Raw genomic sequence first — 18,818 nt, forward strand, 5'->3', positions numbered from 1 at the left:
CGCCGCTCAGGACACCCTGCTGAACAATCGCCCGGCCAGATCCACCCCGATGATCTCCCCGTCGGCGTCCCGGCTGAAGAACCCGCGCTGACCCTCGAAAGACCCCGCGGTGATCACATAGTCGTCCCCGTCGCCCGGCAGGATTCCGAACGGGAACGGCGGGTGATCCTGCGGGATCTCCGCGCCCCCGGCGGCCCGGATCTCCGGCTTGACCTTGCAGTCCAGGTACAACTGATCGCCCTCGGCGTAGCAGGTCATGGTCATAGCGTCGATGTCGTACACGCCGGACAGCTCCGGGACGCGGGCGGCGTCGAACGGCACCGGCTCCGGGTCCTGGTCGAGCACGCCCAAGTAGTGCTCCAGCGCCCAGCGGACGATGGCCTGGTTGGCCGGAATGCCGTCCGGGCTGGCATTGGAGAGCACCACGATCGCGAAATCGCGCTCCGGCACCAGCTGGAAGTCCGCGAACTGGCCGAAGCCGGAACCGCCGTGCCCGGCCATGCGTACCCCGTCCACCTCGCGCAGCATCCAGCACAGGCCGAACGCGTCGGCCAGGGTGCTGTTGCGCAGCGTGACGGTCGGCTCCCGCATGGCGCGCAGCAGATCGGTGGGCAGCACGGTCTCGCCGTGCGCGCCCCGGCCGTCGCCGAGGTGGAAGCGGCCCCAGCGCAACAGATCCGACACCGTGGTGCCGAGGCCGCCGCCGGGATTGTTGGCGCGGGTACCCTTCCAGACCCGCGCCACCTCGAGGGCCCCGTCCTCCTGGCGCTCGTGCCCGGCCGCGAAACGGCGAGTCATGATGTCGCCCTGGAAGTAGTGGCTCTCGGTCAGCCCGACCGGCGCGAAAACGGTGTCGGCGACGACCTTTTCGAACGGCTCGCCGGTCACGTTCTCGATGACGCGGCCCAGCAGATTGAAACCGGCCTGACTGTAGGACGCGCGCTCACCGGGAGCGCCGAGCAGCGGCAGCTCGGCCAGCGACGCCACGAACGCGGCCAGCCCGTCCTCGCCCTCGCCGGTGTTGTTGATCAGGTTCCACTCGAACCCGGCGGTGTGGTTGAGCAGCTGCGCCACGGTGATGGTGGCCGCGGTGTGCTCGTCGAGCAGTTCGAGCTCGGGAACGTAGGTGCGGACCGGGGCGTCCAGGTCGACCCGGCCGTCGGCGACCAGGCGCAGCAAGGCGGTGGCGGTGAAGGTCTTGGAGGTCGAGCCGATCGCGAACACGGTGTGCTCGGTCACCGGCACCGGGTTCTCGGTGCTGGTCACGCCGACCGTGGCATGGATCTCACGGCCGCCCGCCCAGATACCGACGGCGATGCCCGGCATGTCGTACCGCGCGGCCGTGGCCTCGACGAAAGCGGTCAGGGCGGCGTCGGAAGTTGTGGTCTGTGTCATATCCATGACGATGCCGACCGCCGCTGACACCTCACCGACAGTGCGCTGACAGCCACTGACCGGGGTTCTCAGCCACCACTCAGTTTCGAGCCAGCAATTACTTAGAACGTATCGGCAATGTGATGCGCTGAGTAGTAACAAGCTGGAAAACACTGCCGAAGGAGAAAGCGTGCGTTCAACGAAGATCTGGTGCAGTGGAGTACTCGCCTTGACCGCAACCGTCCTGCTACCAATCGCCGCCGGTGCCGCCTGGGCCGACCCGGGCGCCTCGGTGGACTATGCCGGGGCCTCCGCCGACGGCTCCCGCATCGCCTCCAGCAAGCCCACCGATGCGCGGAACCTGACCTTGCAGGTCTATTCGGCCGCCATGGACAAGAACATCCAGGTCGACGTGCAACGAGCCGCCGACACCTCAGGGCCCACCCCGGTGCTGTACCTGCTCAATGGCGCGGGCGGCGGCACCGACACCGCGACCTGGCGCAAGCGCACCGACGTCCTGAACTTCCTGTCCGACAAGGACGTCAATGTGGTGCAGCCGATCGGCGGCGCGTTCAGCTACTACACCGACTGGCGCGACCCGGATCCCACACTGGGCGTGAACAAGTGGAAGACGTTCCTCACCGAGGAGCTACCCCCGCTCATCGACGCGGCCTTGAACACCAACGGGCGCAATGCCATCGCGGGTCTGTCCATGGCGGGCACCTCGGTGTTGCAGCTGCCCATCGCCGCGCCGGGCCTGTACAAATCGGTGGCCGCCTACAGTGGTTGCGCCCAGATCAGCGACCCGCTCGGCTACAACTTCGTCAATATGGTCGTCGCCGTGGGCGGCGGTGACAGCAAGAACATGTATGGCCCCCAAGGCGATCCGGAATGGGCCGCCAATGATCCCTACCTGCACGCCGATCAGCTGCGCGGCCTGGACCTGTTCATCTCCAGCGGATCCGGCCTGCCGGGCGAATGGGACACCCTCGACGGCCCGCACACCCAGCCGGGCGCGGGCGGCCTGGTCAACCAGCTCGCCCTCGGCGGCGGGCTCGAGGCCGCCGCCAACTACTGCACCCAGAATCTGAAGGTCAAGCTCGACGGCCTCGGTATTCCGGCGACCTACGACTTCACGCCCACCGGCACCCACTCCTGGGGGTACTGGGAGGACGCGCTGAAGAAGTCGTGGCCGGTCCTGGCATCCGGTCTGGGCCTGCCCGCCTGATCGGAGACGACGAAACCGGCGCGCCTCTAGGGGAAGCGAGCCGGTTTCGTCGTGTCCGGGGGTGGTCGCGGGACGGCCACAGTGCGGTCACCGGGGGCGGAATCCGGCCCTGACCGGCGGCGCGGAATCGTACCCTCAGGCATAGTTCCATCGCCGAAGGAGACACCGTGCGATCGACAAATTCCCTGGTCAGCGCACTATCCGCCGTGGCCGCAACCATCCTGCTCACGACCGCCGCGGGCACCGCCGCCGCCGAACCCGATACCGGCGACGGGCGCCTCCAGACGCTGTGGGTCCATTCCGACGCCATGGGCCGCGACATCCAGGTCGAGGTGCAGCGCGCCGCCGACACCACGCAGCCCGTCCCGGTGCTCTACCTGCTCGGCGGCGCGGGCGGCGGCGTCGGCGCGGTGAACTGGCAGACCGCGACCGACGCCATGGACTTCCTCGCCGGCAAGAACGTCACCGTGGTGGCGCCCATCGGCGGCGACTACACCTACTACACCGACTGGCGCGCGCCCGATCCCGTTCTGGGCGTGAACAAATGGCGGACCTTCCTCACCCAGGAGTTGCCGCCGGTCGTGGACCGGGAACTGAACGGCAACGGGCGCAACGCGATCGCGGGCCTGTCCATGGCGGGCACCTCGGTGCTGCAACTGGCCATCGCCGCGCCCGGGCTGTATCGATCGGTCGCGTCCTACAGCGGCTGCGCCCAGATCAGCGACCCGCTGGGCCACCATTTCGTGAGCACCGTGGTGGAGAAGGGCGGCGGCAACCCGGCCAACATGTACGGGCCCGCGGGTGATCCCGAGTGGGCGGCCAACGATCCCTTCCTGCACGCCGATCAGCTGCGCGGCCTGAACCTGTTCGTCTCCAGCGGATCCGGGGTGCCGGGCCAGTGGGATCTGCCGGGCGGCCCGCACACCCTGCCCGGCCTCGACGGCTGGATCGACCAGCTGACCCTCGGGGGCTCCATCGAAGCCGTCACCGACTACTGCAGCCACCATCTCGCGGGCCGGCTCGAATGGCTCGGCATTCCCGTCACCTGCTACTTCACGCTCACCGGCACCCACTCGTGGGGCTACTGGCAGGAAGCGGTGAAGCAGTCGTGGCCGGTGCTGGCGGCGGGCTTGGGACTGCCTGCCTGACACGACACAGCGCCGAATACGACGAAACCGGCTTGCTTCCACGGGAAGCAAGCCGGTCTCCTCGGCCGATTACGCGGTCAGCTCGAAGTTCGGGTAGCCGTTGTCGCGCTCGTCGTCGCAGTAGCGGCGGTAGTTGCCGAAACCGCCGATGTAGGGCATGAACACGCGCTTCTTGCCCTCCACGTTCGCGCCCATGTACCAGGAGTTGGCCTTCACGAACAGCGTGCCCTCGGCGACCTCCAGCAGGTGATCGGTCCACTTGACCGCCGCCTCCGACCGCGCCTCGGCGGTGCGGATGCCATGGGCGCGGCAGTGCTGCACCAGCGCCAGCACCCAGTCCAGCTGCTGCTCGGAGTGCAGCACCATGTTCGCCATCACCGACGGGGTGCCGACACTGTTGATGCTGAACATGTTCGGGAAGCCGGGGATGCCGAAGCCCAGGTAGGTGACCGGGCCGTCGGCCCACAGGTCGCCCAGGCGGGCGTCGCCCGCGCCGTGCAGGTCGATGCGCAGCAGCGCGCCGGTCATGGCGTCGAAACCGGTGGCGTAGACCAGGGTGTCGAGCTCGATGAACTGGTCCGCGGTGCGGATGCCGGTCGGGGTGACCTCCTCGATCGCCTCGCGACGCAGGTTCACCAGCGACACATTGGGCCGGTTGAACATCTCGTAGTAGCCCGAGTCGGTGCAGATGCGCTTGGTGCCGATCGGGTGGTCGGAGGGGATCAGGTCGTCGGCGACGGCCTGATCGTCGACCTTGGCGCGGATCTTCGCGACCGCGAACTCGCGCACCAGCTCATTGGCGCGGATATCGCTGTTCTGGTCCGGGAAGACCTTGTTGAACAGCACGCCGCCGCCGTTCCAGCGGTCCTCCATGGCCGTGGCCCGATCCTCGGCGCTCATCTCCAGGGCCTTGGTCTCCAGCGAGGCGTGCGGGGTGGCCGCGCCCGCGTAGTAGGACTTCTCGCGGCGCTGCCGGTAGGTGGCGCGGATGTCGGTCTGCTCCTGCTCGGTCCAGGGGCGGTTCGGGACCGGGACGCTGAAGTTGGCCGAACGCTGGAACACGGTGAGCGCCTGCGCCTCCCGCGCGATGATCGGCGACACCTGGATGCCCGAGGAACCGGTGCCGATCACGCCGACCCGCTTGCCCTCGAAGGACACGCCCTGCTCGGGCCACTGCGCGGTGAACAGCTCCTCGCCCGCGAAGGATTCGATGCCGGGGATGTTCGGCTTGATCGGCGCGGACAGGCAGCCGGTCGCGAAAATCACGAACTGCGAACGGAATTCGTCGCCGCACTCGGTGCGCACCGTCCAGATGGCGGCGGCGTCGTCGAAGCTCGCGCCGATCACGCGCTGGCCGAAGCGGTAGTGGCCCTTCAGCTCGAAGCGGTCGGCCACGTGATTGATGTAGTCGAGGATCTCCGGCTGCGCGGCGAACCGCTCGGTCCAGGTCCAGCTCTGCTGCAGGTCCTCGTCGAAGGAGTACGAGTAGTCGACGCTCTCCACGTCACAGCGCGCGCCCGGATAGCGGTTCCAGAACCAGGTGCCGCCCACGCCCTCGCCGGCCTCCAGGCCGAGCACGTTCAATCCGGCCTTCGCCGCCTGGTGGACGCCGTACAGTCCGGCGAATCCGGCCCCGATGATGATGACATCGAATGGGCTGCCCTGCTCGGGATGCATGCGCGCGACCTCTCACTATTCGTCCGGCGATATTTCGAATAGGCATATCGTCGCGGCGAATGCGGGTACACGGCGATACCACGTCCCACTGACCAGGAGCGCAGGTCCGGGGGATGGTTACTCGTGGGAGGGTTCGCCGGTCACGACGTGATCGGCGTGGTTGAGGCCCTCGCGGACCAGGCGGGCCAGGTGGCCGTCGCGAATCCGGTAGATGATGCGGCGGCCCTCGCGGCGGGTGTCGACCATGCCCGTGAAGCGCAGCTTCGCCAGATGCTGGCTGACCGCGGTCCGGGACGCGCCGCAGGCCACGGTGAGCGCGGAGACATCGGCCTCGGCGTCGGCCAGGATCCACAGGATGTGCAGGCGGGTCGGATCGGAGAGCATGCGGAAGGTCTCGGTGGCCACGTCCAGCCGGGCCTCGTCCGGGGCGACCGGATGGGTGAGGCTGGGAGTGGCGGCGGGCAGCGATTCGGCCTTGCTCACCTGATCACCTTCCTGCCGCGGGCACCGCCTCGATGTCGGCGGGGACGGACGCGGGCCAGACCCGCGCCGCGGTCGTCGCTGCCAGTGTAGCGAGCGCGGCCAGCACGATGGCCGTGGTCGGCAGACCCGCCAGCGCGCCCAGCTTGCCCGCGATCGGATAGGTCACCAGGAAGCAGGCGTGCGACAGCGAGAACTGGGCGGTGAAAACGGCTGTGCGATCGGAGAGTTGGGTCTGGGCGCGCAGCAGGCGGGCCGACGGGGTGCTGATCATCGAGGTGCCTGCGCCGAGCAACAGCCAGGTCAGGGCCAGCGCGATCGCACCGGCGGTGTCGGGGAGCAGCGGCGGCAGGGACGCGGCGATCAGGCCCAGCGGCAGTAACGCGCTGCCGGTCAGCATGAATCGCCGGTCGGGGAGGATCGTCAGCAGTCGCGGGGTCGACAGCGCCACCGCCATCGATCCGAACCCGAAGCAGGCCAGCGCGAGTGCCACACCGGTATTGGAGCCGTCGAGCTGGTCGCGCACGTACACCACGGTGTTCACGATGACCAGCGACGAGGCCGCGGCCACCACCATGTTCAGGGCCAGCAGGCCGCGCAGCACCGGGCGGTTCATCATGATGCGCGCGCCCGCGGTGATGCGCTCCAGCAGCGGGGCCGAGTGGTCGGCCGGGTCCAGGCGGGGCAGCCGGGTGGTCACCACCAGCAGCGCCGAGGCCACGAAGCCCGCGGCGGTGCCGACGAACAGCGAGTGATAGCTGATCACCGTCAACAGGGCGGCTGCCAGCATCGGGCTGAGCAGCGACTCCAGGTCGCAGGCCAGGCGCGACAGGGACAGGCCGTGCGTGTAGTCCTCCTCGTCGACCAGGATCGACGGGATCAGCGACTGGAAGGCCGGGGTGAAGGTCGCCGAGGCCGACTGCAGCAGCGCGATCAGCACGTAGATCTGCCAGGTGTGGGTGACGAACGGCAGCATGAGCGCGATTCCGGCCCGCACCGCGTCCGCCGACACCAGCACCAGGCGGCGCGGCAGCCGCCCGGTGAGTGCCGAGATCACCGGCGCCACAGCGACATACGCCACCATCTTGATGGCCAGCGCGGTCCCCAGCACCGCCCCCGCCTGACCACCCGCCACCTCGTAGGCGAGCAGGCCCAGCGCGACGGTCAGCAGGCCGGTACCGACCAGGGCGACGACCTGGGCGGTGAACAGCTTGCGGAACTGAGGATGGCGCAGCACGACGAGCATGCCGCCACTATAGGCCAATAGGTGCGCAGGTGTGCACATGATGTCGCGTAGTTGTTTCCGGCACCCCGTCGCCGTGCGGGTGACTGGGCGATTCGTCGCTATCCTCACTGTTATGGGGAGGAATCTCGCGGCCGGCGCCCTGGTCGCCGCCGCGACACTGGCGCTGGCCGCCTGTGCCCGCCCCGACGCGCCCATGGCGGGCAACCTCGACCCGCAACCCAGCGCTCCCCGCGACATCGCGGCCACCGAGCCGCCCGCCCCCGTCTCCGGGCTACAGCCCTGCGGCGATATCGGTTCCGCCGCAACGCCTCCCGACTGCTACCTGCAGTCACACGACAGCGCCGGACTCACCTTCGAGGTCCGCCACCACGGCCACGGGCAGCAGAGCGCGGTCACCGTCACCACCCTGGACCCCGAGGGCGTCACCCTCCAGACCCTGACCGAACCGGCCGTCGGCACGACCGAACCGCGCCTGCGCGACGTCGACAACGACGGCCGCGACGAGCTGATCATCCCGGTCATGGCCGCCACCGCCAATATCCGGTACGTCATCTACCACGCGGCGCCCGACGGCAAGCTCCAGCGCTCCGGCGAACTCGCCGGAATCGGCATCGACACCTCCGCCGCGGGCTACACCGTCATCACCGCCCGCGACTCCTACGAACTGTGGAACATCCAGTTCTGGACCTTCGACGCCGCCGTCCTGCACCCGCTCGTCACCGTCGAGGTCCACTTCCTCGACGACGGCACCGGTCACGTCGGCGGCAGCGAATGCACGGTCGTCGACACCGGCGGGCTGGCTCGCACGGGGCTCAGCCCCGACCAGGCCACGGCCCAATTCTGCGCCGAACCAACGGTGCTTCGGGTCAAGCGCTGACCGGCTTCGCGTACCGGCGGCGCAGCCACTCGGCATAGTCGAAAGACACTGCCTCGCCCTCGGAGTCGAGGCACAGCGCGGCGTCACGCACCCGCCGGATGGCGCGGCCGATGGGCGGCACCGGGAAGGGCAACAGGGCCTGGCCGAGGGTTCGGGCGCGGAGTTCGGCGAGCTCGGCCAGCGTCTGCACGACCGGGCCGCCGACATCGCGGACCCGGCCCGACGGCCCGGCCTCCACCGCGTCGGCGAGCCGGCCCGCCACCGCGGTCACGTCGACCGGCTGGAAACGCATGGCGCTGTGCGGCGCGATCCGGAACTTCGCGCCGCCGCCCAGCAGTTCGTCGATGAGCTCGTGGAACTGGGTGGCGCGCAGCAGGGTCCACGGGATCGGGCCCTGCGTGACGGCCCGCTCCTGGGCGACCTTCGTCCGGTAGTAGGCGAACGGGACCCGCTCGCAGCCGACGATGGAGATCTCCACGTGATGGCCGACCTTCGCGCGCTGCTCGGCGGCCAGCAGGGCGCGCACGCCCTCGACCATGGTGCGGGCGCTGCGCGGGCCACGGTGATTACCGGCGTCGACCACCGCGTAGACGCCCTCGAGCGCCGCGTCCAGGCCCGCGCCGGTCACCAGATCGACCGCGTGATGCTCGGTCCCCGGCACCGGGTCGGCCGGTGCGGACCGGCTCAGCACCCGCACGGTGTGGCCCCGGGCCGCCAGCTCACGGACCACCGGCGCGCCCAGGGTTCCGGTGCCGCCCACCACTGCTACCTGCATTTCGACTCCCCTTCCTCGATCTGCTCGTCTCGGACGCTAGAACTACAAGGGATGGCGCTCAACATGATTCATCGCATGGTGTTCGATTGCCCACAGCGTTCGATTACCCACATTCGGTGCGCTGTCGCGGGGTGGTGCGGCTGGATTCCAGGCTCAGATGTGCGCGCCCTTGGTGCGATTGCAGGCGCGGCACAGGATCTGCAGGTTGGCGGGGCTGGTCGCGCCGCCGCGGCTGATCGGGATGATGTGGTCGAACTCCAGATAGTGGGTGTCGCCGCATTCGACGCACTTGCCGCCGTCGCGCTGCCACACCACGGCCTTGACATCCGGTGGAACCGAACGGGTGTCGCGGCGCCCGGGGGTGAGGGCCAGGCGTTTGGCCACCCGGAGCGCGCCCTCCATGGCGGCGGCCGCGTAGTCCGGATCGGCGAGCTCGAGGATCGCGCCGCCGCGCGCGGAGGTGGCCGAGATCTCGATCCGCCCGGCGGCGGGGGTCACCGAAACCACTCGGGCCCAGGGCATCTCGATGCCGGTGTCGGGACCGGTGAAACGGAGTTTGCGGTTGCTGACGATCAGGCGGCCCTCGGTGCGTTTGGGGCCGCGGGCCAGCTGGCGGACGTGGACGGCGGGCAGGTTCAGGTGGACGCGCTCGTCGGGGTCCAGGTGCAGGCCGGTGGCGGGCTGGTGCGGGAGTTCCCCGGAGCGCAGCCGGGTGAGCAGGCGGGCACGGTGCAGGCGGCGGCGCAGATCCTCCACCAGCGGGCCCGACAGGGACAGTTCGGCGGCGGTGTCGTCGAAGTCGTCCAGGGTGGACTGCTCGACCACGCCGTCGGCGAGGGCGAAGGCGACCACGCGTTCCAGCTGCTCGGAGGCGGCCGGGCGCAACAGGTCCAGGGCCGCGGCCCGGTCGATGCGCTGGAAGCGCAGATCCGACCACATCGACTCCCAGTCGCCGCCGGCGCGCAGGACCCGTTCGGCCCGAGGGCGCCAGTCGCGCAGGTATTCGGCTGTCTCCGTACCGCATTCACGGCACAGCGGGGTCGCCCCGAACAGTCCCGCGGCCGCGCTCAGCAGACCCCTGCGGGGCGCGCCGCAACGCGGGCAGTGGCGGGCGTCCCGCACCGGGACCGGGCGGGTCGAGGCGGTCCAGGTGCCACCGTCCCACCAGCGCAGGCGGGCCGGATCGCGCGGGTCCGGATGCCAGTCCGCCCGTTCGGGATCCGAGGGCGGCGGGGTGCGGCGCGGTTCGGCCTCGACGCCGCGCGCGGGATCGATCCGGATACCGAACTCGCGCACCAGCCCCGCCAGACTGACCCCGGGATCGGCCAGCGCGCGGAACTCCCACGCGCCGTCGGCGCGCGTGAACTCGCCCAGCACCAGCGCCGACGCCGGCTGCGACGCGTCCACGTCGTAGGAGACCACCGGACTGTCGTGGTCGAACACGGTGAGCCGCAAGCCCTCGACCCCGGCGAAACCCTGGCCGCCCCGGCCGGAACCCTCGGTGTCCGCGACCGCGCCGACGACCACGATCCCGGCCACCTCCGGCCCGGTCCGCGGTAGCGACACCGACAGCCGGGCCGTCCCCGCCGCCGGCTCGCGATCCAGCGTCACCGCCTGGGAGACGTGGCGGGGCGCGTCGAACCAGACGAAATCGCGGTCGGACCGGGCTCGGCCGTGCTCCGCCACCAGGACGGCCTGCGCCCGCACCGCATGCGACGACCGCCACGAAAGCACAACCGTCAGAAGCGATGTCGGAACCGTCGTTCGCTCACCCTTGGTCAGTTTCATCGTGGTGGCACTATGCCACGAGCCACCGACAAAACCGGCCACCGGCCACCGGCGAAACCGCACGCCCGCCCTCACGGCCGATCCGGAAATCGTGCGGCACAGTAGAGGGATGACCAACCCCAAGGGGAGCGACCAGCAGAACCCCGCCCCGCGCGGCAAGGGCGCCGGCTCGCGGGTGCCCACCGCCGGCGACATCCTGGCCGCCGCGCAGGCCGCCGTCGAGGCCGCCCAGAACGCCGCCGGGCTGGCCCTGGACTCGGCGCAGGTCACCGCCTCGACCGCGTTCGACACCGCGGTCCGGCTGCCGCCCGCCTCCATCCAGCTCGCGGCGCAGCTGCCCGACCTCATCCAGAGCCTCACCACCGCGGTCGAACGCCTCAACTCGACCATCGACCGGCTCGACCGCACCCTCGCCCTGGCCGAACCGGCCTTCATCGCCTACGACCGCGTCCTGTCCCGGCTGGAATCGGTCACGGCCCTCGGCGAGGACATCATCGAGCGACTGGACAAGCTCCCCGGCGTCTCCCTGCTGGGTCGCCTCACCGGCGGCCGTGACAATCCAGAACCCGAACCGCCGCAGGACAAGTCCCGCCGCCGCAAATAATGTGACCGCGGCGGTCAGGACAGGGGGAGCGGAGCCCGCGGCGGGACGCCCAGACCGGGCAGGGCGCGCAGCGCGGCCGCGGCCTTCCACACCATCTCGTGGTACTCGCCCTCGGGATCGGAATCCAGGACCACCGCGCCGCCCGCGCCGATCCGCCACCGGCCGTCGTAGCGGACCGCGCTGCGGATGACGATGTTCAGATCGGCCGTCCCGCCCAGACCGAGGAAGCCGATCGTGCCCGAATAGACGCCGCGGGCCTCGGTTTCGAGGGCGTCGATGATCTCCAGGGTGCGCAGCTTCGGCGCGCCGGTCATGGAACCGCCCGGAAAACAGGCGCGCAGGCAATCGACGACATCCAACTCCGGACGCAGCCTGCCGCGGACCGTCGAGACCAGTTGGTGCAGCGTCGTGTACGTCTCGACGGCCATCAGCTCGGGAACATGCACCGAACCGACCTCGCAGACCCGGCCCAGATCATTGCGGAGCAGATCCACGATCATCAGGTTCTCGGCGCGGGTCTTCGGGTCTCGCGCCAGATCCGCGGCGATCTCCGCGTCCTCGGCAGGTGTGTGGCCACGCTTCGCGGTGCCCTTGATCGGCTTGCTCTCCACGGTCCGGGACCGGTCCAGCTTGAGGAAGCGCTCGGGGGAGGAGCAGGCCACCTCCAGGTCCGCGAAGCGCAGGAAGGCCGCGTAGGGGGCCGGATTGCAGCGGCGCAGTGTGCGATACACGGTCAGGCCGTCAGCGTCGCCCGGTGGATACGCGCTGTCGGTGATGCAGATTTCGTACGACTCGCCCGCGTGCAACTGCTCCTGGCAGGCGGCGACATCGGCCAGATAGCGGGCGCGGCCCCGGGTCAGCAGCGGCGCGACCGTCGCCTCGTCGGCACGCAACTCCAGCAGCGGCGGATTCTCCCACGTCGGAAGGGTTTCCACGACGGCCCGGGTGGCGGCGAGCCAGTCCCGGGCGGCGGTGGTGGCCTCCGGATCGGTGAGGGCCAGCAGGTGGGTGCGGCCCGCCTCGTGGTCCACCACGATCAGGCGGTCGGCGAAGATCCACTGAGCGTCAGGGGTGGGGGAGCGGTGCGGTGCGACGGCACCGCAGTCGGCCTTCATCTCGTATCCGAGGTAGCCGACGTAGCCGCCCGCGAAATCGAAAGGCACGTCCGGGAAGTCGATCCGGCGGCGGCGCAGCTCGGCGGACAGATAGTCGAGGACGCTGCCCGGGACCGTGCGGCTCCCGTCCGCGGACTCGACCTCCACGTGGCCGCTGCCCACCCGGTAGCCGACCACCTCGGCCAGCGGGCCCGACGCGTCACCCAGGAACGAGAAGCGGTCCAGGCCCGGCTCCACGTGTTCGCTGTCGAGCCAGAAGGCGTGGGGGGAATCGGCGTAGAGGGCGTCGAAGACGGCCTCGGCGTCGACCGCGCGCTCCACGACGGTCCGCTCGACGCGGTAGTGGACGGGTGCGTCGACCGGGCGCGAGGCCTCGGCCTCGATCTCGCTGTGCGCCACAGGTGTTCGCTCGGAAGGGAGGGAGACACCCTGTCCCCGATGGTATTCGGTGGTCAGGGCGGCGAAATTGCGAAGCAGCTGTTCCCCGTGCTCGCTGGAGACGGACTCCGGATGGAACTGGACACCCCATTGCGGGCGGGTGCGGTGGCGTACGCCCATGATCACGCCGTCCGGCGCGGTGGCCGTGACCTCGAGGGCCGCCGGGACCGGCTGAGCCGCGCACAGCGAGTGATAGCGCACCGCCGAGAACGCCTGCGGCACATCGGCGAACAGGCCGCGTCCGTCATGGCTGATCAGATCCGGATACCCGTGCCGGGCCCGCGGTGCGATGACCACCTCGCCGCCCGCCGCGATCACGATGCCCTGATGGCCCAGGCATACGCCCAGCAAAGGGAGCTCCGATTCGGCGATGAGCGCCGCCGAGATGCCGAAATCGCGGGGAACATCCGGCCGTCCCGGCCCGGGGGAGATGACGATGTTGTCGAATCGTTCGAGCCCGACCTCCTCGATCGACCCCACCTCGTCATTGCGCACGACCACGGGTTCGACCCCGTTCACCTGGCTGATCAGCTGATACAGGTTGTAGGTGAACGAGTCGTAGTTATCGATCAACAGCGTGCGCATTTGACCACGCACATTACGCCTGCCGCGTCGAAACACCGCGCTCCGACCTGCGCGAACGAGTCGCCCGCCACTACTGCTGGCACACGCCTTCAGTTTGTCCGGGCGACTACGGCACAATGGTCGGCATGTCTGTTGCGCAGCCGTCCGAAGTGGATCGTGACGTCGTCGATTTCGCCATCGTCGGAAAGTGGATGGAGGAGCAGGGCTTGCCCGGCGGCGAGTTCGAGGAGGTGAAGCCGCTCGGCGGCGGCACCCAGAACATCATGCTGCGCTTCCGGCGCGGTGGCCGCGACTACGTGCTGCGGCGCGGGCCCAAGCATCTGCGCACCGCCAGCAACACCGTCATCCAGCGTGAGTCCCGCATCCTCGGCGCCCTCGGCGACACCGAGATCCGCGCCCCCAAGGTGATCGCGGCCTGCCCCGACGAATCCGTGCTCGGCGCGTCGTTCTATCTGATGGAACCCATCACCGGCTTCAACCCGCAGAACGAACTGCCCGAACTGCACGCCGGCGACCCCGAGGTGCGGCGGCGGATGGGTCTGTCCGCGGTCGAGGCCATCGCCCGGCTCGGCTCCCTCGACCACGAGGCGCTCGGCCTGGCCGACTACGGCAAGCCCGAGGGCTTCCTGGAACGCCAGGTGCCGCGCTGGCTCAAGGAACTCGACTCCTACGGCGTCAACGAGGGCTACCCCGGCCCCGAGATCCCCGGCGTGCAGCAGGTCGGCGACTGGCTCGACCGCAACCGGCCGGTGCAGCCGAAGGCGGGCATCCTGCACGGCGACTGCCACCTCGCCAACATGATGTTCTCCTTCGACGGCCCCGATGTGGTGGCCATGGTCGACTGGGAGATGTCCACCATCGGCGATCCGCTGCTCGACCTCGGCTGGCAGATCGCCACCCGCCCCGAACCCGGCACCACCGGCGCGGCCCTGATCGGCACCCTCGGCGCGGTCGGCGGCCTGCCCACCGCCGAGGAGATGATCGCCCACTACGGGCGGTTCTCCGACCGCGACCTGAGCCACGTCACCTGGTACACCGTGCTGGCCTGTTTCAAGCTCGGCATCGTCCTCGAGGGCACCCATGCGCGCGCGTTCGCGGGCAAGGCGCCCAAGCAGGTCGGCGACTTCCTGCACGCCATCACCCTCGAACTGTTCGACAAGGCGCACAAGCTGATGGAGTGACGGCAAACCTGTCGCCATCTCGACGACAGCTGGCTGAATATTGGTGGCCGACAAACAAATGCCACCGTATGTTGGGGCCATGCCGATCGTTCCCGACGCCAAAGACTGGACCTGGGTGCTCGAACGCACCTGCGCCGACTGCGGGTTCGACCCCGACGCCATCGCCTTCGCGGCGGTGCCGGGGTCGGCCCGCGCCAGTGTCACCCGGTTGCTGGCCGCGCTGGAACGGCCGGACGCGCGGCTGCGGCCCGACGACTCCACCTGGTCCGCGCTCGAATATGCGGCCCACGTGCGCGACGTGTGCCGCATCTTCACCCATCGGCTCGACATCGCGCGCACCGGCGAGCCCCGGCCCGGGCCGGTGATCGCCGCCTACGACACCGCGGTCACCGTGGGGGACAACGGGATTCCCATGTTCGCCAACTGGGATCAGGACGCCACCGCGCTCGCCGAGAACTACGGCGCGTCCGAGACCGCCACCGTGGCAGCCGAACTCGCGGCCGCGGTCGACGTGGTCGCCAACGCCTTCGCGGCCGTGCCGGACGACGAACGCGACCGGGCCGCGCTACGCGGCAACGGTTCCGCGTTCACCATCGACTCCATGGCGCGGTACTTCCTGCACGACCTCGTGCATCACGCGCACGACGTCGAACGCGGCTGAGGATCAGCGGCACCGCAACAGGGCGTCGCGCAGATTGCGCGAACGAACGTCGTCGAGCACCGCCATACCCAGGCGGTTCATCACGTAACCGAAGCCGAGACCCGTTGCCGGATCGGCGAAACCGAACGAGCCGCCGTAGCCGGTGGTGCCATAGGCGCGCTTGTCGGAGCCGAACCGGAAACCGCCGCGGGACTTGCGGAAACCCAGGTGGTAGCGGCTCGGGGTGAGCAGCACCAGATCCTCGGCGGGGACGTCGTCGGCGGTGTCGGCGGTGGCCAGGCGGTCCAGCAGGGCCCGGTCGATGGGCAGCTCACCGGTCTGCCCGGCCGCCGCGCCGTAGACCCGGGCCAGGGCGCGCGCCGTGCCGACGCCGCCGGCCGCCGGGCTCTCCACCGACAGGAACTCGCGTCGCGCGGCTCGGGCGGGCGCGCCCACCTGCGGGCTGTTCAAGGCGCGGAAGGACAGGCCGCGCTTGCTGTAGAGCTGGATGCCGATGCGCACCGGGAGATCCCGCTCGTAGCGCAGGATGTCCAGGCCCTCGGTCGCCGACAGGGTCGCCACCCGATCGAGGGAAATCTCCTCCGGCAGGCCGATATAGAACTCCGCGCCCACCGGGGCGGCGATGTCCTCGGCGAAGATGCGGCCCAGCGTGCGATGGGCGGGATCCACCCGTCGCAGCAGCTCGCCCTGGTACAGGCCGGCCGTGATCGGGTGATAGCCGTGCCGGGTTCCCGGCTGCCACAACGGTTTCTGCTCGGCCAGCACCACCGCCATGCCGTCCAGATCCGCCATGTCCGTGAGCCGGAACGGGCGATCCAGGGCCGCCAGGCCACCCTGATGGTCGAGCAGCTGGCGCACGGTGATCGATTCCTTGCCGTGCGCGGCGAACTCGGGCCAGTGCAGCGCCACCGGATCCTCGTAGTCGAGCAGGCCCTTCGATACCGCCGACGCGATCGCGAACGCGGTCATGCCCTTGGTCGAGGACCACACCGGGGCCATCGTGTCGCGCTCCCACGCCGCCGTGCGCTTGCGATCGCGATAGCCGGCCCACAGATCCACCACCGGCCGATCCCCGTCGAAGACGGCGACCGCCGCACCGATCTCGCCGTGCCGGGAGAAATTGCGGCGGAACGCGTCGGCGACCGGGCCGAAACCCGCGTCCACCTCGCCGTGGACCGTGACCTGCTCACTCATGATGGGGTCGATCGTAACCGGGTTCGGCGACAGCGCCAGGGTGAGCGCTCGAGCGGGCGACGGACAACGCTCGGTCCGGTGATGCGCTGGTCCGCGGCCGGGCGACGCAGCGCACACCGTGCGACGCCAGTGCATAGCTGGGCGTGACCGAAGACCTTGCCGGCCACGGTGACCGCGCGATATTTCTGCCGATCCGTGCCGGTATCGTGGCCGGACATGCCCGGAATCCCGCGGATTACCGCATCATTGCTGCGCACCAAGCCGGTGGAACAACTGACCTCCGACGGCGAGCACACCGCACTGCGGCGCAGCATGGGCCTGACCGCGCTGATCGCCCTGTCGGTCGGCGCGACGCTGGGCACCGGCATCTTCGTCGTCCTCGGCGAGGCCGCGCCGCTGGCGGGGCCCGCCGTCGTCGTCTCCTTCGTCATCGCCGCGCTCGCCGCGCTGTTCTCGGCGCTGTCCTATGCCGAACTCGCCGGCGCCGTGCCGGTATCCGGGTCGGCCTACTCGTATACCTATGCGACGCTGGGCGAGATCGTGGCCTGGGTGTGCGGGTGGTGCCTGCTGCTCGAGTACGGCGTCTCGGTGGCGGCCGTCGCGGTCGGGTGGGGCGCGTACCTCAACGAATTCCTCGGCTCCACCATCGGCTGGCGCATCCCCGACGTGCTCGCGCAGCCGCCGGGCGAAGGCGGCGTGATCAACCTGCCCGCCGCCGTCGTCGTACTGCTGGCCACCGCGGTGCTGCTGGGCGGCATCCGGGAGAGTGCGCGGGTCACCACCGTCACCACCATCATCAAGATCGCGGTGCTGGTGTTCTTCGTGGTCGTGGCGGTCACCGCCTTCAACTCCTCGAACCTGCACCCCTTCGCGCCGGAGGGCATCTCCGGGATCGGGGCGGCCGCGTCGATGGTGTTCTTCTCCTTCATCGGCTTCGACGCCGCCTCCACCGCGGGCGAGGAGGCCAAGAACCCGCAGCGGGATCTGCCGCGCGCCATCATCATCTCGCTCGGCATCGTGACCCTGATGTACGTGCTGGTGGCGCTGACCGCCGTCGGCGCGGTCGGCGTGGACGACGTGAGCAGCTCCGGCGCCTCCCTGGCCACCGTGCTCGACCAGGTCACCGGGCGCGGCTGGCCCGCCACCATCCTCGCGGCCGGCGCCGTCATCGCCATCGCCTCGGTGGTGCTGACCGTGCTGTACGGGCAGACCCGCATCCTGGTCGCCATGTCCCGCGACGGGCTCATGCCGAACGTGCTGTCACGGGTCGGGCAGAAGCGGGTGCCGACGATCAACACGCTCATCGTGGGCGGGGTGGTGGCGGTGCTGTCGGCGCTGGTGCCGCTGGGAGAACTGGTGAACGCCACCAATATCGGCACGCTGGTGTCCTTCGGGCTGGTGAACATCGGCGTGCTGGTGCTGCGACGCACCAAGCCCGACCTGCCGCGCTCGTTCCGGACGCTGGTGCCGGTGGTGCCGGTCATCGGCGTGGCCATGTGCGTGTGGCTGCTCGTCCATCTGCCCGGGGTGACCTGGCTGGCGTTCACCGTGTGGTCGGCGATCGGGCTGCTGGTGTACTTCGGGTACGGCAGGCGGCGATCGGCGCTGAACCGGGCCGCCTAGGCTCGACATATGCGAGCGCTCGAGCAGATTCGACAGTGGCCGGTCCGGAACGCGGCGGCGGGTGTCGTCGTCCGGGGCAAGGGTGTGGTCGACACCGAGGGGGATACCGCGCGGGTGTTTCCGCTCGCCTCGGTGACCAAACCCCTTGTGGCGTACGCGGTTCTGGTGGCGGTCGAGGAGGGGGCGATCGAGCTCGACCAGCCCGCCGGGCCGCCCGGATCCACCGTGCGGCACCTGCTCGCCCACACCTCCGGGCTGGCCTTCGACACCGACGCGGTGCTGGCCGCGCCGGGTGCGAAGCGGATCTACTCCAGCGCCGGATTCGAGGTGCTCGCGGATTTCGTTGCGGCGCAGACCGGTATCGCGTTCGACCGGTATCTGCACGAGGCGGTGTTCGAACCGCTGGGGATGACGTCCTCGGTGCTGACCGGTCCCGCCGGGCATGCGGGCCGCTCGTCGGTCGCAGATCTGCTGCGCTTCGCTGAGGAATTGCTGGCACCGGAAATTCTGAGTGCCGAATTGGTTTCCGAGGCAAGCGAAGTGCAATTCCCGGGACGCAATGGCGTGCTGCCCGGCTACGGTTCGCAACGGCCCAACGACTGGGGACTGGGATTCGAGATCCGCGACCACAAGGCGCCGCACTGGACCGGCGGCGCGAACTCGCCCCGCACTTTCGGGCATTTCGGGCAATCCGGAACGTTCCTCTGGGTGGATCCGAACGTCGGCATGGCGTGTCTCGCACTCGCGGACGAGAATTTCGGAGACTGGGCCCGGGCCGCGTGGCCGACCTTCAGCGATGCCGTGATCGCGGAGTTTGCGTAGAC

Annotated in this window: 16 protein-coding genes; 8 read left to right on the plus strand and 8 right to left on the minus strand. The window is 69.8% G+C overall.

Features of this window, described 5'->3' with window-relative positions; all coding sequences use genetic code 11:
* Nucleotides 1-6 precede the first annotated feature (6 nt).
* Entirely contained in the window at nt 7-1,395 is a 1,389-nt protein-coding gene (locus ACWEOI_RS23605) for a serine hydrolase domain-containing protein (RefSeq protein ID WP_452361014.1), read from the minus strand.
* A gap of 169 nt (nt 1,396-1,564) precedes the next feature.
* On the opposite strand from ACWEOI_RS23605, the gene ACWEOI_RS23610 reads away from it, so the two are divergent.
* The gene (locus ACWEOI_RS23610) at nt 1,565-2,602 is read left to right on the plus strand and encodes an alpha/beta hydrolase (RefSeq protein WP_452361015.1); all 1,038 of its coding nucleotides are present in this window, start codon (nt 1,565-1,567) and stop codon (nt 2,600-2,602) included.
* Between the two features lie 167 nt (nt 2,603-2,769).
* Entirely contained in the window at nt 2,770-3,750 is a 981-nt protein-coding gene (locus tag ACWEOI_RS23615) for an alpha/beta hydrolase (protein ID WP_452361016.1), read from the plus strand.
* Between the two features lie 69 nt (nt 3,751-3,819).
* On the opposite strand, the gene ACWEOI_RS23620 is transcribed toward ACWEOI_RS23615, so the two are convergent.
* The 3 genes from ACWEOI_RS23620 to ACWEOI_RS23630 form a co-directional block, all read right to left on the minus strand.
* Nucleotides 3,820-5,427: an NAD(P)-binding domain-containing protein gene (locus tag ACWEOI_RS23620; RefSeq protein ID WP_433667057.1), complete on the minus strand. Its 1,608-nt coding sequence runs from the start codon at nt 5,425-5,427 to the stop codon at nt 3,820-3,822.
* Nucleotides 5,428-5,544: 117 nt separating this feature from the next.
* Entirely contained in the window at nt 5,545-5,910 is a 366-nt protein-coding gene (locus ACWEOI_RS23625; RefSeq protein WP_433667056.1) for a metalloregulator ArsR/SmtB family transcription factor, read from the minus strand.
* A 4-nt stretch (nt 5,911-5,914) separates the two neighbouring features.
* Nucleotides 5,915-7,153, minus strand: a complete 1,239-nt coding sequence (locus ACWEOI_RS23630; RefSeq protein WP_452361017.1) for an MFS transporter — start codon at nt 7,151-7,153, stop codon at nt 5,915-5,917.
* A 112-nt stretch (nt 7,154-7,265) separates the two neighbouring features.
* Here ACWEOI_RS23630 and ACWEOI_RS23635 point away from each other — a divergent pair, with 112 nt between their 5' ends.
* Entirely contained in the window at nt 7,266-8,030 is a 765-nt protein-coding gene (locus ACWEOI_RS23635; protein WP_433667054.1) for a hypothetical protein, read from the plus strand.
* Here the strand turns inward: ACWEOI_RS23635 and ACWEOI_RS23640 are convergent.
* Nucleotides 8,020-8,805 carry an SDR family oxidoreductase gene (locus tag ACWEOI_RS23640; protein WP_452361018.1) on the minus strand — a complete coding sequence of 262 codons (786 nt, stop codon included), beginning with the start codon at nt 8,803-8,805 and terminating at the stop codon, nt 8,020-8,022. The genes ACWEOI_RS23635 and ACWEOI_RS23640 overlap by 11 nt on opposite strands.
* 153 nt (nt 8,806-8,958) lie before the next feature.
* Nucleotides 8,959-10,593: a TerD family protein gene (locus ACWEOI_RS23645; protein ID WP_452361019.1), complete on the minus strand. Its 1,635-nt coding sequence runs from the start codon at nt 10,591-10,593 to the stop codon at nt 8,959-8,961.
* A gap of 109 nt (nt 10,594-10,702) precedes the next feature.
* Here ACWEOI_RS23645 and ACWEOI_RS23650 point away from each other — a divergent pair, with 109 nt between their 5' ends.
* Nucleotides 10,703-11,197, plus strand: a complete 495-nt coding sequence (locus tag ACWEOI_RS23650) for a hypothetical protein (RefSeq protein WP_433667051.1) — start codon at nt 10,703-10,705, stop codon at nt 11,195-11,197.
* 14 nt (nt 11,198-11,211) lie between these two features.
* Here the strand turns inward: ACWEOI_RS23650 and pabB are convergent, their stop codons facing one another.
* Nucleotides 11,212-13,335 (minus strand): aminodeoxychorismate synthase, encoded by a 2,124-nt coding sequence (gene pabB / locus ACWEOI_RS23655; RefSeq protein WP_452361020.1) that lies wholly within the window; start codon nt 13,333-13,335, stop codon nt 11,212-11,214.
* Between the two features lie 116 nt (nt 13,336-13,451).
* Between pabB and ACWEOI_RS23660 the strand changes: the two genes are divergently transcribed.
* The gene (locus tag ACWEOI_RS23660; RefSeq protein ID WP_433667049.1) at nt 13,452-14,516 is read left to right on the plus strand and encodes a phosphotransferase; all 1,065 of its coding nucleotides are present in this window, start codon (nt 13,452-13,454) and stop codon (nt 14,514-14,516) included.
* A gap of 79 nt (nt 14,517-14,595) precedes the next feature.
* Nucleotides 14,596-15,177: a DinB family protein gene (locus ACWEOI_RS23665; protein ID WP_452361021.1), complete on the plus strand. Its 582-nt coding sequence runs from the start codon at nt 14,596-14,598 to the stop codon at nt 15,175-15,177.
* Nucleotides 15,178-15,180: 3 nt separating this feature from the next.
* Here ACWEOI_RS23665 and ACWEOI_RS23670 read toward each other — a convergent pair whose 3' ends face one another.
* Complete coding sequence (locus ACWEOI_RS23670; RefSeq protein WP_433667047.1) at nt 15,181-16,371, minus strand: serine hydrolase; 1,191 nt, start codon at nt 16,369-16,371, stop codon at nt 15,181-15,183.
* A gap of 216 nt (nt 16,372-16,587) precedes the next feature.
* On the opposite strand from ACWEOI_RS23670, the gene ACWEOI_RS23675 reads away from it, so the two are divergent.
* Nucleotides 16,588-17,994, plus strand: coding sequence for an amino acid permease (locus ACWEOI_RS23675; protein ID WP_452361022.1), 1,407 nt, complete (start codon nt 16,588-16,590; stop codon nt 17,992-17,994).
* 9 nt (nt 17,995-18,003) lie between these two features.
* On the plus strand, nt 18,004-18,816 hold the full coding sequence (locus ACWEOI_RS23680; protein WP_452361023.1) for a serine hydrolase domain-containing protein: 813 nt from the start codon (nt 18,004-18,006) through the stop codon (nt 18,814-18,816).
* Nucleotides 18,817-18,818: the final 2 nt, after the last annotated feature.

The sequence above is a fragment of the Nocardia sp. NPDC004340 genome, from assembly GCF_053602575.1.

What these genes read in the sequence shown, in the direction of transcription:
- ACWEOI_RS23605 (WP_452361014.1), bottom strand. Translation starts at nt 1,395, where the DNA reads ATGACACAGACCACAACTTCCGACGCCGCCCTGACCGCTTTCGTCGAG.
- ACWEOI_RS23620 (WP_433667057.1), bottom strand. Translation starts at nt 5,427, where the DNA reads ATGCATCCCGAGCAGGGCAGCCCATTCGATGTCATCATCATCGGGGCC.
- ACWEOI_RS23630 (WP_452361017.1), bottom strand. Translation starts at nt 7,153, where the DNA reads ATGCTCGTCGTGCTGCGCCATCCTCAGTTCCGCAAGCTGTTCACCGCC.
- ACWEOI_RS23635 (WP_433667054.1), top strand. Translation starts at nt 7,266, where the DNA reads ATGGGGAGGAATCTCGCGGCCGGCGCCCTGGTCGCCGCCGCGACACTG.
- ACWEOI_RS23640 (WP_452361018.1), bottom strand. Translation starts at nt 8,805, where the DNA reads ATGCAGGTAGCAGTGGTGGGCGGCACCGGAACCCTGGGCGCGCCGGTG.
- ACWEOI_RS23645 (WP_452361019.1), bottom strand. Translation starts at nt 10,593, where the DNA reads ATGAAACTGACCAAGGGTGAGCGAACGACGGTTCCGACATCGCTTCTG.
- ACWEOI_RS23650 (WP_433667051.1), top strand. Translation starts at nt 10,703, where the DNA reads ATGACCAACCCCAAGGGGAGCGACCAGCAGAACCCCGCCCCGCGCGGC.
- pabB (WP_452361020.1), bottom strand. Translation starts at nt 13,335, where the DNA reads ATGCGCACGCTGTTGATCGATAACTACGACTCGTTCACCTACAACCTG.
- ACWEOI_RS23660 (WP_433667049.1), top strand. Translation starts at nt 13,452, where the DNA reads ATGGTCGGCATGTCTGTTGCGCAGCCGTCCGAAGTGGATCGTGACGTC.
- ACWEOI_RS23665 (WP_452361021.1), top strand. Translation starts at nt 14,596, where the DNA reads ATGCCGATCGTTCCCGACGCCAAAGACTGGACCTGGGTGCTCGAACGC.
- ACWEOI_RS23670 (WP_433667047.1), bottom strand. Translation starts at nt 16,371, where the DNA reads ATGAGTGAGCAGGTCACGGTCCACGGCGAGGTGGACGCGGGTTTCGGC.
- ACWEOI_RS23675 (WP_452361022.1), top strand. Translation starts at nt 16,588, where the DNA reads ATGCCCGGAATCCCGCGGATTACCGCATCATTGCTGCGCACCAAGCCG.
- ACWEOI_RS23680 (WP_452361023.1), top strand. Translation starts at nt 18,004, where the DNA reads ATGCGAGCGCTCGAGCAGATTCGACAGTGGCCGGTCCGGAACGCGGCG.